At 64.4% G+C, this 12,541-nt stretch carries 12 protein-coding genes and 1 pseudogene; 3 read left to right on the forward strand and 10 right to left on the reverse strand.

Annotated elements, in window-relative coordinates; translation table 11 throughout:
- Positions 1 to 203: 203 nt before the first annotated feature.
- From ACFXIV_RS47475 to ACFXIV_RS47495, 5 genes are all read right to left on the reverse strand, one after another.
- The gene (locus ACFXIV_RS47475; RefSeq protein WP_379405290.1) at positions 204 to 1,118 is read right to left on the reverse strand and encodes a tyrosine-type recombinase/integrase; all 915 of its coding nucleotides are present in this window, start codon (positions 1,116 to 1,118) and stop codon (positions 204 to 206) included.
- An 83-nt stretch (positions 1,119 to 1,201) separates the two neighbouring features.
- Positions 1,202 to 1,615: a DUF6193 family natural product biosynthesis protein gene (locus ACFXIV_RS47480; RefSeq protein ID WP_379405292.1), complete on the reverse strand. Its 414-nt coding sequence runs from the start codon at positions 1,613 to 1,615 to the stop codon at positions 1,202 to 1,204.
- A 469-nt stretch (positions 1,616 to 2,084) separates the two neighbouring features.
- Complete coding sequence (locus ACFXIV_RS47485) at positions 2,085 to 2,312, reverse strand: hypothetical protein (protein WP_379405294.1); 228 nt, start codon at positions 2,310 to 2,312, stop codon at positions 2,085 to 2,087.
- Between the two features lie 100 nt (positions 2,313 to 2,412).
- Positions 2,413 to 2,865 (reverse strand): hypothetical protein, encoded by a 453-nt coding sequence (locus ACFXIV_RS47490; protein WP_379405296.1) that lies wholly within the window; start codon positions 2,863 to 2,865, stop codon positions 2,413 to 2,415.
- A 743-nt stretch (positions 2,866 to 3,608) separates the two neighbouring features.
- Positions 3,609 to 4,079, reverse strand: coding sequence for a hypothetical protein (locus ACFXIV_RS47495; RefSeq protein WP_040863499.1), 471 nt, complete (start codon positions 4,077 to 4,079; stop codon positions 3,609 to 3,611).
- Between the two features lie 155 nt (positions 4,080 to 4,234).
- Between ACFXIV_RS47495 and ACFXIV_RS47500 the strand changes: the two genes are divergently transcribed.
- Both ACFXIV_RS47500 and ACFXIV_RS47505 read left to right on the forward strand, forming a co-directional pair.
- A complete protein-coding gene (locus ACFXIV_RS47500; protein ID WP_379405298.1) occupies positions 4,235 to 4,483 on the forward strand; it encodes a hypothetical protein in 249 nt (82 codons plus the stop codon).
- 233 nt (positions 4,484 to 4,716) lie between these two features.
- Complete coding sequence (locus tag ACFXIV_RS47505; protein ID WP_379405300.1) at positions 4,717 to 5,196, forward strand: hypothetical protein; 480 nt, start codon at positions 4,717 to 4,719, stop codon at positions 5,194 to 5,196.
- A 582-nt stretch (positions 5,197 to 5,778) separates the two neighbouring features.
- Here ACFXIV_RS47505 and ACFXIV_RS47510 read toward each other — a convergent pair.
- A complete protein-coding gene (locus tag ACFXIV_RS47510; RefSeq protein ID WP_379405302.1) occupies positions 5,779 to 6,273 on the reverse strand; it encodes a DUF4232 domain-containing protein in 495 nt (164 codons plus the stop codon).
- 1,001 nt (positions 6,274 to 7,274) lie between these two features.
- Here ACFXIV_RS47510 and ACFXIV_RS47515 point away from each other — a divergent pair.
- Positions 7,275 to 8,597: a lipase family protein gene (locus ACFXIV_RS47515; RefSeq protein ID WP_379421507.1), complete on the forward strand. Its 1,323-nt coding sequence runs from the start codon at positions 7,275 to 7,277 to the stop codon at positions 8,595 to 8,597.
- Positions 8,598 to 9,948: 1,351 nt separating this feature from the next.
- On the opposite strand, the pseudogene ACFXIV_RS47520 reads toward ACFXIV_RS47515, so the two are convergent.
- The 4 genes and pseudogenes from ACFXIV_RS47520 to ACFXIV_RS47535 all read right to left on the reverse strand — a co-directional run.
- Positions 9,949 to 10,095 (reverse strand): annotated as a pseudogene (locus ACFXIV_RS47520) (thiamine pyrophosphate-binding protein); the annotation flags it as partial.
- Positions 10,096 to 10,857, reverse strand: a complete 762-nt coding sequence (locus ACFXIV_RS47525; RefSeq protein WP_379405306.1) for an acyl-CoA thioesterase domain-containing protein — start codon at positions 10,855 to 10,857, stop codon at positions 10,096 to 10,098.
- A 119-nt stretch (positions 10,858 to 10,976) separates the two neighbouring features.
- Entirely contained in the window at positions 10,977 to 11,291 is a 315-nt protein-coding gene (locus ACFXIV_RS47530; protein WP_379421508.1) for a hypothetical protein, read from the reverse strand.
- A gap of 399 nt (positions 11,292 to 11,690) precedes the next feature.
- A complete protein-coding gene (locus ACFXIV_RS47535) occupies positions 11,691 to 12,140 on the reverse strand; it encodes a nitroreductase family deazaflavin-dependent oxidoreductase (protein WP_379405310.1) in 450 nt (149 codons plus the stop codon).
- Positions 12,141 to 12,541 lie beyond the last annotated feature (401 nt).

A 12,541-nucleotide genomic window follows, 5' to 3' on the forward strand; every position in this document is an offset into this window, starting at 1 on the left:
ACCGATAGCGATGCTGACGGAGTGGGCGCAGGTACACGGAGAAGAACTCGTCGACTTCCAGGAATCGACAGCCGCGAACCAGACACACTAGGTTCCAGACAGCCCACACCTGCGTCTCGCGCACGAACGTTCACGAGACACCCAGATGCCGTCGATTGCCGGATCCAACGCCCTCAACTCGGCATGTGCGGATGGTTGAGATGTCATGTGGCTGAGGCCATGTAGGCGGCCAGGATGTAGTTCGGGTGCCGGTCGAGGTTGGTGCGGGCGCGGTCGTAGCGCATCGTGGTGCGGGGGTCGGCGTGGCGGGCGGCGATCTGGACATCGCGCAGGTCCACGCCGGCGTCGAGCATGGTGGTGACGAAGGTGTGGCGCAGCATGTGCGGGTGCAGTTTCGGTAGCCGCACTACCGATATCTCGGCCCGGCGTCGCAGGCCGCGGGTCGCGCAGTGACGGTCCTTGCGCCGGCCGCGCAGGTTCAGCAGGATCGGGCCACGGACCCGGTCGGCGACGGCGCGGTCGATCGCTCGGCCGACCGCGGGCGGCAGCGGCACGAGCGCGATCTTCGACCCCTTGCCGACCGTGCGGAGCACGCGGTGGCCGCGCTCTTCCCCGAGATCGCCGTTATCGCAGCGGCATGTCTCGCTGATCCGCAACCCGAGCAATCCGAGCATGGCCACGAGCGCGCAGTCTGGTGGGTTGTCCGAGTCGCGGGCCGCGGACAGCAGGGCTTCGAATTGCAGGTGTGAAAGTCCCAGTGTCGGTGACTCGTTCGATACCCGTGGCCGGCGCACGTACTCCGCCGGGGAGCGGTCCAGGACGCCGTCGATGACGCAGGTGCGGTAGAACCCGGCGACCACGGCCAGGCGGCGGGCGACGGTGGCGGGTTTGAAGCGGCGGACTTCCTGCATCCATCGCGTGTACCGTTCGACCTCGGTTCTCGCCACCGTGAGCGGAGTGAGCTGGTGGTCGGTGCACCAGTAGAAGTACAGGCGCAGATCGGATTTCGTGTGGATTCTCGACGCCGCGGAGAAGCGGGCGAGGTAAGCCAGGGCGGCCAGCCGGAGGACGAGGTCGTCACCAGCGAAGGTGACATCGAGGTCGGGAGAGGTAGCCATCCTTCACGATGCCGCGGTCCCGGCGAACCGCCAGAGCAGAACGCGCGGGACGCGGCAAGAGCGGACGCATCCCGGGAACCGATCTATCGGAGGTCCTCGGCTGTCCCATCGATCGCAGGCCCGCACCCCGCAGGCAGGTGCGAGGCGATCAACGCAACTGCCTCTGCGGCCGTCTCGGTGACCCCAACGATTCTTGGCCCGGTCGGCATATTGGGTGTACGCAAGACTTCATACTGGCCGGTGCCCTTACGGACGACGCAGGGGACATCCAGTGAAAACGGGTAGCGAGTGCACCTGCTCAGGTGAAGGATCGTGACACTTGTGAACGGAAACAACACCCGTAGCTGTGGGTGAGCACAGACGGCCTCGATCAGACCCTTGTCCAGGAAGCGGTAGTACTCGTGGTTTCGTAGGAGATCCCATTGAGCCGCAACCGTGATGCCTTCATCCGAAGACCCGGTGGATGAGTGTGCGCTGTCCGAAACCACGAACGTCATTGTCTCCGTTCCAGGTTTCTGTGTCACCTGTTGTCATCCGTGAACGAATGCACTCAACTCGGCATTACCGTGCACTGTCGGCGGTCGGGCAGCCGTCCGAGATGCCCGCGGCCCATTGATCTTCCGAGGTGCCGCGCTGGCCGGTTCGGTCAGCGCGGTATGCGGCAATGTAGGACGTTGGGTGCCGATCAATCAACTGCCGGGTGATCCCACCGTTGTGGTCCTTCTCGGTACGCGTCCATATCGCATCATGACGTGCACTCCCACCCCTCCCTGAATAGAAGAATGGCCCTGACCATAGAAAATGGTCAGGGCCTTCTCTTGTGTCTCAACCACACAGTCAGGGTGACAGGAATGGAACCCGTGGTGAGTCGATGATGGGGTCGCTGCCGGAGCAACCCGACAAGGCCAGTCTCGACTCATCGTCCCGACGCTACTGCTGGACGAGGCAGGGGCACGGACCCGCGGGTCAGTTGTCGTTGTGGAACAACAGCCTTCCGATCATGTCGCCGATGGCGTGGCCGGAGCCCGCGGCGCTACCCGAGCCGTACCCGCTGATGTCGGAGTTCTGCTGGGTGCCGTTGTTGATCGGCTGCAGCTGCACATCGGCACCCGCGGTGCCAGCGTTGGTCATGATGGCGGCGGCGATAGCGGCGGTCCCCAGCGTCATATGGACGAGTGTGTTCTTGACGTTCATGGTTACCTTTCCGTTTCCGCACCCATGAGAAGTGCGCTGAGACGACCGCGAATGCCCCGGCGGCTCAGGGAAACCGGGGCACTTGCAGGGCCAGTTGCTACTACCGGGCCGACAGGCTGCTGAGGAGGCCGCCGATCACCGGAATGGAACTCGCGCTACCGGTTCCGCCGCCGGTGGGCTGGGTGCAACTCGACCCGGCCGGAGCGGACTGCACCACGGTGACTGCCAATGGCCCTCCAAAGGGGGTGCCGTAGCCGCCCTGGCTGTATGGGGCCATCATGAGCTGCCACTGCCCTGCCGCAGGTGGCGTCCACTGCACAGTCACGTCCTGGCCGGCGACGTACTTCACCGGGGCGGAGACGGTTGTCGACAGTCCGCTGCCGGCAGACGGTGTTTCCACCAGTGCCCACTCGTTCAGAGCGGTCTCGACGGCAGGCATTTGCGCCCACAGTGCCGCAGCATCTGCCGCAGGCAGGGTGACAGCATAGGTGGTGCCAACGCAGTAGGCCGGCGACGTCGTAATGGTCATCTGTGCGGATGCAGTCGCGGCCATGACGAGAGTGGCCGCCCCAACCGCTGCGACCGAAGCGATACCGACGCTCGAACGAGCAAGGACCGACATTTTCATACTTCACTCCCCAGTTGTCGAAAGTCCCCATGTACCAAGGGGACTGGCGCAGCGTATCGGAAGTGACTGACATCTATTTCAGAGTGATGTTGCACGGGGTGGGGGATGCGAAACCAGCCGTCCGCGCCAGGCGTGAGCTCCCTCGATCCTTCCTTCAAAGTCGCCTTCGGCCAACCAAGTTCAACACGCTCAACTCGGCATGTGCGGACACAGGAACGGCCCAAGTTGTCTCGGGCCGTTGATCTTCCACAGGAGCGCGCTGGCCGGTTCGAACCGCTCGCCACGCGGCATGACGGCGCGTTCGGGAGCTGCCTGGCGGCCGGGCTATGGCGGCGGACTGGCCTGTTGCTCCATTCTCGAGTGGTTTCAAGCAGTTTCCTGACTCAGAGGCACCGAAAGTGGAGCAAAAGGCCAGATCCGACCTCCGTCACATGGTCGCTGGTTCGATCCAGCTAGAACCACAGGAAGCGGCCGGTCATCGCAGGTGTTGCGATGACCGGCCGTTTTCGTGCCATTTGCGTGCGCACTGGAGTCGATGAAGAAGATCGACCTCGCCGATAGGCCGAAAACCATTGCTGCGTAACGGCGTTCGATTCACTTTGTGTGCCTGGGGGGCCGTCGACCACTGCACCCGTACCGTCCACCGACCCACTGTCCCGACTGGTCGGTCAGAGTTGCGTGTGCCCGGAGCCGGTGAGGATGATCAGCGGCATCATCAGAGCGCCGAGAATATCGTTTCCGGTGCACTGGGCCGAGGCACTGGAGCTGCCGGTCGGCTGGCTGCCGCAGTTCTGCACCGTCATGGACTTGGTCGAGGAGCCCTGCGTGGCGGTGAGGCTATAGACGCCTTCGGGAAGCTTCGAGCGATAGACGTACTGGATGATCCCGGTGCCGGCCGTGGATCCGGCTTGCGGGGTGAAGGTGCCGACGTTCTGCCCGTCCAAGGTGACCGTGACCGGTGCCAGGGCGTCCGCGCCGCTGGTGGTCACCAATATCGTGCAGGTATTGCCTGCCCCTTCACATCCGCCGATGCCGGTGTCGACCTGTGTCAGATTCACATTGTCGACCGTGGCTGACGCCGATGCCGCCGCGACGACCGGTATCGCCAGCATGGCCACCGTGACGGCGGCCCAACTCATTTGCCTCATCTGTACTTTCCCGTTGGAGTAGTCGTTGCCGGCACCTGAGTGCCGCTCCGACGGTAACCGCGTAGTGAGGCCCCGCGCGTACAAATTGAAAAGACCATACTTCAATATGTCCCTGCGCTTCGCATGTGCGTCATAGTGGCTTCTTCATGCGCCGCGAGCGCCTGGACGCCGGGAGCGGCTTCCATGGAGTCGGCTCTGGGCGTGGTGCCCTCGAAGAGGCCGGTGGTCCCGTCGGTGGCGTAGCGCTGGGCGGTGGTGACGTTCACCGGCTGCGGCGCGCCGCAGGCCAGTTCGCCGACCAGATACCGAAGAAGACGAATTGTCGAGGGAGCGACGGTGCGTTCGGCTCGGCCTCGGATCGGCGCGGCCGGTTGACCTTCGCCCGCCCGTTGTAGCCGGTTCGGTCAGCGCGGGATGCGGCATGTGCGTGCATTGGCTGACTGACGTCTGGGCGGTCCGAACGGCCTTGCAAGACGCGGTGGCATGCCTGAAAAAGTCTCGCCATCAGTCCTTTTGCCCAAGGGATTCGGGGCACACCAGGTTTTCGAAACGTCTTCGGTTCACAATCGGGCGGGATTACCGTGCCTCACGACCCGGAGTTGCCAGGTCGCGAGCAGGAGTTCGAAGAATGAAGTTGAACAGTCGCAGGGTGCGCCGGATCGCTTGCGGAGCACAGGGATTGGCGGCTGTGGCCGCGACGGCCATCCTCCTGGCGCCCTCGGCGGGCGCCTCGGTCACCTCGATCGCATACGAGCCCGGCACCATGGACGGCAAACCGATTACGGTCGGCCAGAACCACTGGTTCGCCGTATACACCACCGAACTCGGCAGCGGCAGCCCCAACGTGCAGGTGTACGACAACGGGCAGTGCATCGGCTCGACGATCGTGGGGGCCAACCAACAGAATCCGCTGCAGAACTACAGCTACATCTACTGGCAGCCCACCACCCTCGGCTCCCACTCGCTCGTGGCGAAAGAGGGCGGCAGCTCACAGTCCACCACCGTGACCGTGGTCGCCGCGCCCGCCGGCACCACACTCGACCCCCAACCGACCAATCCGAGCTGCACCACAGCGGGCGGCGCGTCCACCGGCAGCTCCGGCTCCTGAGCTTCGCCCTTCGGGTAGGAGACGTATCGCCGATCGGCCGGGGTATCGCGCCGCGGTGATCACCGAGGATCGCGGCGCGCCACCGTCCGCTCGTGCGGTCCGGCTCGTCGAAGATCCGAAGCCGTCGTCCGATGCGTCCAGATGATCCGGCCAATGCCCTCAAACTCGGCAATAGCGGATGCTCTGCACCGTACCTGGTTCCTACCACCAGCCGCTCCGCGCTGGCCGGTTCGATCAGCGCGGTATGCGGCTTCTAGAAAAGAGTGGGTAGGGCCGGGTCTGAGGTCACGGGCGGTTTTCGCTGAGTGGACCTGACGGACCAGCATGCGAACCGCGCGGTCCTGGTCGACGGGCCGGACATCATGATCCGGGCGGTCGGCACCCGCCCCGCGAGGCTGGAGGTGTCCGGTGATCGCAACTGCGCCACCTGCCGGCTGCAACGAATCAACTGCGGATCAATCGGCCGACTCATCAACAACGCGCAGGTTGACGACCTGTGTAGGTGTCGGCGAGAAGCGCACGATTGGAGCGGCAGAACGCGCACGTCGGTTGCGGCAGAACGCGCACAAACCCGGCAAGCGTTCAGCCGTGCAGGGGACCGATGTAGGTGCCCGGGTGGGTCGCGCCTTGGGGCCATACCGTGATCGAGCCCAGGGCGGTGGGCCAGGCGGCATGCAGTTGGGTGGTGGAATCGGGTGGGGTGACGATGATTTCGGTGGGGGTATCGGTGCCGGTTACGTAGGTCAGGGTGCTCTTGGCCTGACCGCCCGGGGGCAGGTGGACCGGTTGGCCCTGTTCGGTGGTTCGGGGCAGCGAGGCGCGGCCATTGTCGCCCACCGCAGCCAGGTCGACTCCCGGGAAGCCTTGCAGAACACAGGATTCCTGGGACAGGTTCGTCAGCACGATACTTGCGGTGCGCTGACTGGCGGTGGGCTGTCCGAGCTCGGGCTGCACGGTGAGGCCCAGACGTGAGGCCCCGCACCACGGCTCTTCCGCCTGCGCCTGTCCCGCCGCCATGCAGGGGACTACCGCCCCGGCCACCACCAGCACTGCCGAAGCCACTGCCCTGAAACGCATTTGCCGATCCTTCCGCGTCATCGTGATCGACAGTGATCTTGCGGAAGGAACCTTATGGACGACTAATGATCCGCTGAACGCTGCCATCCTCGGTGGAGGCGGCGCCCGACTCCGCTCAGATCACCGACCGGATGGCGCCGCCGCTCACCCGGATGGTCGCGCCACTGATGTAGTCGGCGTAGCCGCTGGCCAGAGAGGCCACGGCACCGGCGATTTCCGCGGGTCAGCCGAAACAGCCGGCGTCATTGGGTACGAGTTGCCGCCGCGTCGGCGCGCCAACTCCGCACCGACGCCACCGAACGCCTCGGGCGGGCCCCGCGCTCAGGTAGCGCGGCCGGCCGTATCGAACGCGAAGTCACCACCGCCGCCGACGGAGCCGACCTGCTCATCCTAGTTATCTCGCTCTGCCCGACATCGCCGGAGAGCATGACGATGTCGCTGCGATAGCCGGGTTGTGCGAGTGGAACGCGCGACCATGATCACCTCCAGTTCGCGCACTGCAACGAAAGCCGCAGAGCCGCATGCGGTTCTGCGGTTCTGCGGTTCTGTGGAGCTAAGGGGAATCGAACCCCTGATCTTTTCGGTACCGCCGAGGGTGACTACCGTGCCCAACCGCCGACTGTCAACGACAAGCCAGAAAGGTGTGATGATCAGGTACTACGTCAACTCTTGACGATCTTCGGCAACCGAACATGGATTCGATTGTTCAAGGCGCTCACCTGATTTGATGTGACTTAGTTGGACGCTCTGATAGCTCCTTTGCCCGGCGTGTTGTCATGCATGTCAACAGCACGCCAATCCGGACGTCGCCGAGTTGGCCGCCGAACTCGACCGGGTCGACGGAGGATGCGGACCGGCTTCCCTTGCGGGGGAGACATTTTCGGTGCGGTGACCTGCTGATCTGGCGCCGGGGAGTGGTTGCGGCTGCCAGTCATCTTTTTCGTCGGATTGCGGTATGCGTCCTCTACAGGTGTGTAGTCTCCCTGGCGGAGGGAGTGCAAATGATGAGTAAAGTCGCATCTTCTTGTGGCGCAGGGGGTTCAGCGGTCGGCCGCCGGCAACTGCGCTCGGTTCTGATCGCGGCAACGGCCGCACTGTGCCTCACCGGCACCCCGGCAGCGGTTGGCAATGCGGATCCGATCCCGATTCCGCAGAACGACCCGTTCTACACCCCGCCGTCGGGCTGGGAATCGACGGCGCCGGGCACCATCCTGAATTCGCGGCCGGTCGAGGTGGCCTCGATGCGGCCGGAGGCGGAGGACGCCGATGCCTGGCAGTTGCTGTATCGAACGACAGATAACGCGGGCCGGCCCATGACGACCGTGACGACGGTGCTGCGCCCGCGAACCGGGCAGGTCAAGGGCTTGATCACCTATCAGGTTGCCGAGGATGCCTCAGCCCCGCAGTGCGCTCCCTCGTACGTGCTCCGGCAGGGAGCGGTCCCGCTGGACCACAAGTACGACGCCTCCTTGGATTTCTTGCAGATCGACCAGATGTTGTCGTCCGGTCACGCGATTTCCGTACCCGACTGGGAGGGGTCGAACGGGGCGACGATCGTCCCGAAGCAGCCGGGTTACACCGCGCTCGACGGCGTGCGCGCGGCCGAGGCATTCACGCCGCTCGGCCTGTCCGGGACCGATACTCCGGTTGCTGCGGCGGGCTATTCCGGCGGGTCGTTGGCCAGCGGTTGGATCTCGCAGCTGCAGCCGACCTACGCTCCCGAAGTACGACTGGTCGGTGTTGCCCGGGGCGGTGGGGCGGGTGGGCCGTCAGAGCCTATCGGCCCTTATCTGCAGTCGCTCGACGGCGGTCCGTTCTCCGGTTTCCTGCTGTCGCTCCTGCCGGGCATGATGCGCGCCGATCCACGTCTGGCGGCAGCTTTCGACACGTATCTGACGCCTGCCGGGAAAGCGTTGATGGCCGCGGGTGACAACGAATGCTCGGTGCCGCTCGTGGAGAAGTATCCGTTCCTGCACATGGACGACTACCTGACGATCCCCTTCTCGCAAGTGTTCGAGCAGGTACAGGCGTTCTTCGACGAGACGGACTACGGCATCACGGCGCCGACCGTGCCGACATTCCTCTATCACGCCGTGAACGACGAGATCGTCCACATCGCATGGGTCGACCAGGCGGTGGCGAATTGGTGCGCATCGGGGGCGCCGATCACCTATACGCGGGACCAGATGAGCGAGCACCCCAGTCTCGCAGTCGCTGCAACTGCTGCGGCCCTGCGGTGGATCGATGACCGTCTGGCGGGGCAGCCCGCGCCGGACGACTGCTCGATACGCACGGTGCCGTCGATGGCGCTCGGCGGCGCGTAGCCGCGCGACGCTCCTGCCGATCCGGGCTCGGTAGCGCGGCCTACTTTGTGCTGCGCGGCTGACCGGTTGCCTGGGGAGCGCCGGCCGTAGGGGCGCGGCAGACTGGTCGAATGCACACGCTGGCGCAATACGCCGGGCTCGCCGATCGCGCGACCAGACACCCCCTTCGATCACGGAGTGCCCTCAACTCGGCAGTAGCGGACGTTCCGCCGGCCTCGGATCGGCACGGCCAGTTGATCTTCCGATGCCCCGCGCCGACCGGTTCGGTCAGCGCGGGCATGGCCTGAGCGGACGCTTATTCTTCCAGCTTTGAGGGTGTAGTCCCGTCTTCCTACGTGCCAGGATCGACGATGACTTTGTCTGTGTCGTTGATGAGTTCGTCGTCGTCCTTGGCCTGAGCCCTTCGGGGTTGTGCCGCGGCCGCCTGAGGTTCCTCGTCCGTAGGTGTCTGATCTGATGACATCATGCACCTATTCTTGCGGAGAACATCACGTCCTGAGTGGTGGTCGATTCCTTTGAGGGTCAAGTCATCTGACTTGCGACCTGAGTCGATTCCTATCATCCGAAACACCGCATTCGGCATTGCAGCGCGCACGTATGACGGCGCGGCAGCAAGTGAGTCCGCTCCATGCCGCGCTGCCGAATTTGCCTATAAGGACTCAAGAGCGGCGGCGCTTCGCGCCGCTGCCACGCTACGCCGCACCCCGCCGTGCTCGTCCCGCGCTGCGGGAGCGTCGGCGCGTCGGCGGCACACGCGCCGCCGCGAATCCCATTGAAGGACAACAAACGATGCCTGACAGTAACGAACCCGCAGTGCGCTACTTCGCATTGATCGATGACGAGAGAGGCTACCCCGATAGCTCGCGCGCGCGTCGGATTACCGGGCTTGTGCGCCGGACCGCCACCCGGCCAGTGCCGACCGACGAAGCGCTTGGCAGGGACTTCAAGTGGGGTCCTACCGAGTATCTCCGACGCTACAAGCCCGGAACGGACGAGCCTCACGAGGAGATCTCCGCTGAGTCAGCCGAGCGATTGATAGAGAGTTGGCGCGCCTCGTGGGCGAGCCGCGAGGCCGAACGGGCCGAACGCGCATGCCCCGAGTCAAACCCACCCGTCGACGATGCACAAACCTGATCGGATCGGGGTGCGGACAAACCGGCCGGGCATGGGAGCCGTTCGCGGCTCAGCTGTCCCGAGTCCCGTCGACCGATCGGCCGGCACCCACCTCACCACGGAGCTCCAGACGCTGTACCCGGTCCATGTCCCAGTTCTCGCAGCGGCAAGAGCCGCCCGATCAGCGGCAGATGAGTACGTTCGCGTTCAGCTACCAACCGCCTGCGACCAACCACTCCGTGCCCACCCAGCGCAGTGTGGGGTGGGCCAGGACACGGTCCAGCAGTCCCAGGTTGAAGTCGCCCGGCACACCGAAAACGTCGGTGACGCCGCATTCGGCGAGCCGATCGAGAAGATGGTCAGCGATCGTATAGGTCTGATGCATTTATGAACCGTGGCTTTCGCGTACTGCCCGGAAGACTCGGCACTGGGAGGTGGCCGATGCCCGCACCGCCCCGGTCGTATCGCGTAGAGTCCCCTGCACGCTGGCCAGTTGATGGTCGATTCGCCCGTCGGCTTCCAACAGCGTGGACGCGGGTGCTGCGTGTCCTGCCGACCAGATGACCGACAGATCCAAGCTGATCATGCGAGTCAGTGGAGACTCGGTCCGCATCCCGGCATCCAAGAGGAACGCGTCGAAGAACATGATGTCGGTCAACCGTCCGCAGATCTCGGCAGTTCGGTACTCCGAGTCTGTGGCGTCCGGCACCGCCCACAGCGCGACGCGCCCCTGCCCGTCATAGAAGTCGTCGTAGCTCAGCGGATAATCCACTGCCCGCAGGTTCAGTCCTTTCAAGAACGGTGCCCATTCGGTCACCCAGGGCAAACGGTCGCAGTCGTCGAAGGAGATCGGCTGCGTGCCTTGGCCTTCGAGGCCGTTCATCATCTGAGGGTCTACGAACCACGCCAAGGCGGTCAACACCAGGGCGCCTTCCTGTTCGACGGTGACCTCACACAATCCGCAGCTGCGGCCGGCCGGCAGCACCCGCGCCGCCAACTGCAGCGCGCCTGGCTTGGTGGGCGCGGTGAACACGGCGTGGATACTGCGCAATGTGCGGCCCGGCAATTGCGCGAATCCCGCCAGCGCGGCGACCGCTGCGGAGTAGCCCCCGAAACCTATTCCCTGATAGCACAATTCGGGCGGCATGATCGACCGGAACCCGGAACCTTCCGCCTCGAGGCGCACGTCCCCGAGCGGGTAGGAATCTGCAACGACGTCGTCATAGTGAACCGCCCATCAGTAGCGTATGAGAAGGTCGAAATGCCTCAATCAAGCTTGCCCTCCTCGATGGTGTGCGCGACCTGTTGGCTGCGGAGGTCTTCCTCACGTTCGAACCGCGCCTTGTCCAGGTCGTCGGCCAGTTGATCGTCGTTGCGCATGAGCCACTCCAGGTCCGCATTCGCCGAATCGATCACGCCGAGCTTCCGCAATCCGTCCTGCAGGGAGTCGCCCCACAGTCCGATGTCGTGGATACAGGGCACGACGCGCGAGTATGGCAGCCCGGTGAAGTACTGCTGTGCCTCCGACCCCTCGACATGCTTTCGACACGCCTTGACGAATACAACCACCGCCGAAGACATTCCGCCCTGGGCTATCTCACCCCGGCCGGATACGCTGCAACCCGCATCCACCGATAACCTGCTCTCACACGCGGTGGACCGAATCACGGGGTCCCATCAAACAGACAGCTGACGACGAACCCGATCGTCGCGCGGTCCTCCTGCGTCAGCCCGGTCACCATCGTGACCATGAATCACCTACCCCATCGAATCCAGCAGGACCACCCTACGATGCGGCACTCATATCCGGCACTCGGCATTACCGTGCAGTGCCGACGGCCGCGCGCTACCAGAGATGATCTGTGCCCGTTGGTCTTCGAGGTCGCCGCGTGGCCGATTCGAACCGCGCGCCATGCGGCAAGAGAGTGCATCCGAGACCGCTGGTAGAGCGCTCTCGGATACCTCTGCTCTGACGCCCGGTCAGGCCGATTCCACCCGAAAGACTGCGATCCGATCCGCTGCGGCCGCAACCGAATCCGCCGTGGCTTCCGCCGCGAGACCGCTCCTGACGAACAGCTGCGCTACACGCGCTGAACTGTTCGCGACATGCTCACGAAGCAACGGCCGGCGCTCCTCCACAGACAACTCCACCAGGCGAACTGTAGTGGCACGTCGTCCCCGGCTTAGCGTCACGGTCTGGGCGTTGCGCGCGTTGGCCACCCATGCCGCTTGCGGGTAGGCCTGAATGATGTAGCGCTGTCCGTTGATAGGCACGACGGCGATCGGCGTGGTGCGCGGCTGTCCGCTCTTGCGTCCCGGTGCGGTGAGCAGTTGCATCGGCCCGAAGGCTATCCCTGCCCTCTGTAGCGCCACGATGGCTTTGTTGAACCGTTTGACCTTGCGTTTGAGATCGACCGCTGCCTGATCCACTTCGCCTGTCCTCCCCGTCCAGTCCTGAATCCCGGGCCTACTCCATGGCTGGATACACGCCAGCCGAAGATGTTGTCGGAAAGCAACTTACGGACGTTACCGACCTGCCAAATGCCCTCAACTCGTCATGAGCGTGCACTGCTGGCGGTGTCGTACGGCGCTCTGCCTGTTGATCTTCCGATGCCCGCGCTGGCCGGTTCGGTCAGCGCGGTATGCGGCATGAGGCTGTGTGCTGACCAGGTTCGGTGGGTGCAGTCAGAGCTGTAGTTCGGCGAGGACTGGGTTGGCCGCGAGTTGCGGATACTCCTTAGCCTCGATCCACCGACGGTCTTGTGTCCGTTGGTGCCTGATGAACGAGAAAAGTGCCCTTCGAGCTGGGATGATCGCTGTTGTCTAGGCAG

Origin of the sequence: Nocardia sp. NPDC059236 (genome assembly GCF_042754085.1) — a bacterium.
Classification (GTDB): Bacteria; Actinomycetota; Actinomycetes; order Mycobacteriales; family Mycobacteriaceae; genus Nocardia.

What these genes read in the sequence shown, in the direction of transcription:
- ACFXIV_RS47500 (WP_379405298.1), top strand. Translation starts at nt 4,235, where the DNA reads ATGCGCCGCGAGCGCCTGGACGCCGGGAGCGGCTTCCATGGAGTCGGC.
- ACFXIV_RS47475 (WP_379405290.1), bottom strand. Translation starts at nt 1,118, where the DNA reads ATGGCTACCTCTCCCGACCTCGATGTCACCTTCGCTGGTGACGACCTC.
- ACFXIV_RS47530 (WP_379421508.1), bottom strand. Translation starts at nt 11,291, where the DNA reads ATGTCTTCGGCGGTGGTTGTATTCGTCAAGGCGTGTCGAAAGCATGTC.
- ACFXIV_RS47485 (WP_379405294.1), bottom strand. Translation starts at nt 2,312, where the DNA reads ATGAACGTCAAGAACACACTCGTCCATATGACGCTGGGGACCGCCGCT.
- ACFXIV_RS47525 (WP_379405306.1), bottom strand. Translation starts at nt 10,857, where the DNA reads ATGCCGCCCGAATTGTGCTATCAGGGAATAGGTTTCGGGGGCTACTCC.
- ACFXIV_RS47490 (WP_379405296.1), bottom strand. Translation starts at nt 2,865, where the DNA reads ATGGCCGCGACTGCATCCGCACAGATGACCATTACGACGTCGCCGGCC.
- ACFXIV_RS47495 (WP_040863499.1), bottom strand. Translation starts at nt 4,079, where the DNA reads ATGAGTTGGGCCGCCGTCACGGTGGCCATGCTGGCGATACCGGTCGTC.
- ACFXIV_RS47515 (WP_379421507.1), top strand. Translation starts at nt 7,275, where the DNA reads ATGATGAGTAAAGTCGCATCTTCTTGTGGCGCAGGGGGTTCAGCGGTC.
- ACFXIV_RS47510 (WP_379405302.1), bottom strand. Translation starts at nt 6,273, where the DNA reads ATGCGTTTCAGGGCAGTGGCTTCGGCAGTGCTGGTGGTGGCCGGGGCG.
- ACFXIV_RS47480 (WP_379405292.1), bottom strand. Translation starts at nt 1,615, where the DNA reads ATGACGTTCGTGGTTTCGGACAGCGCACACTCATCCACCGGGTCTTCG.
- ACFXIV_RS47505 (WP_379405300.1), top strand. Translation starts at nt 4,717, where the DNA reads ATGAAGTTGAACAGTCGCAGGGTGCGCCGGATCGCTTGCGGAGCACAG.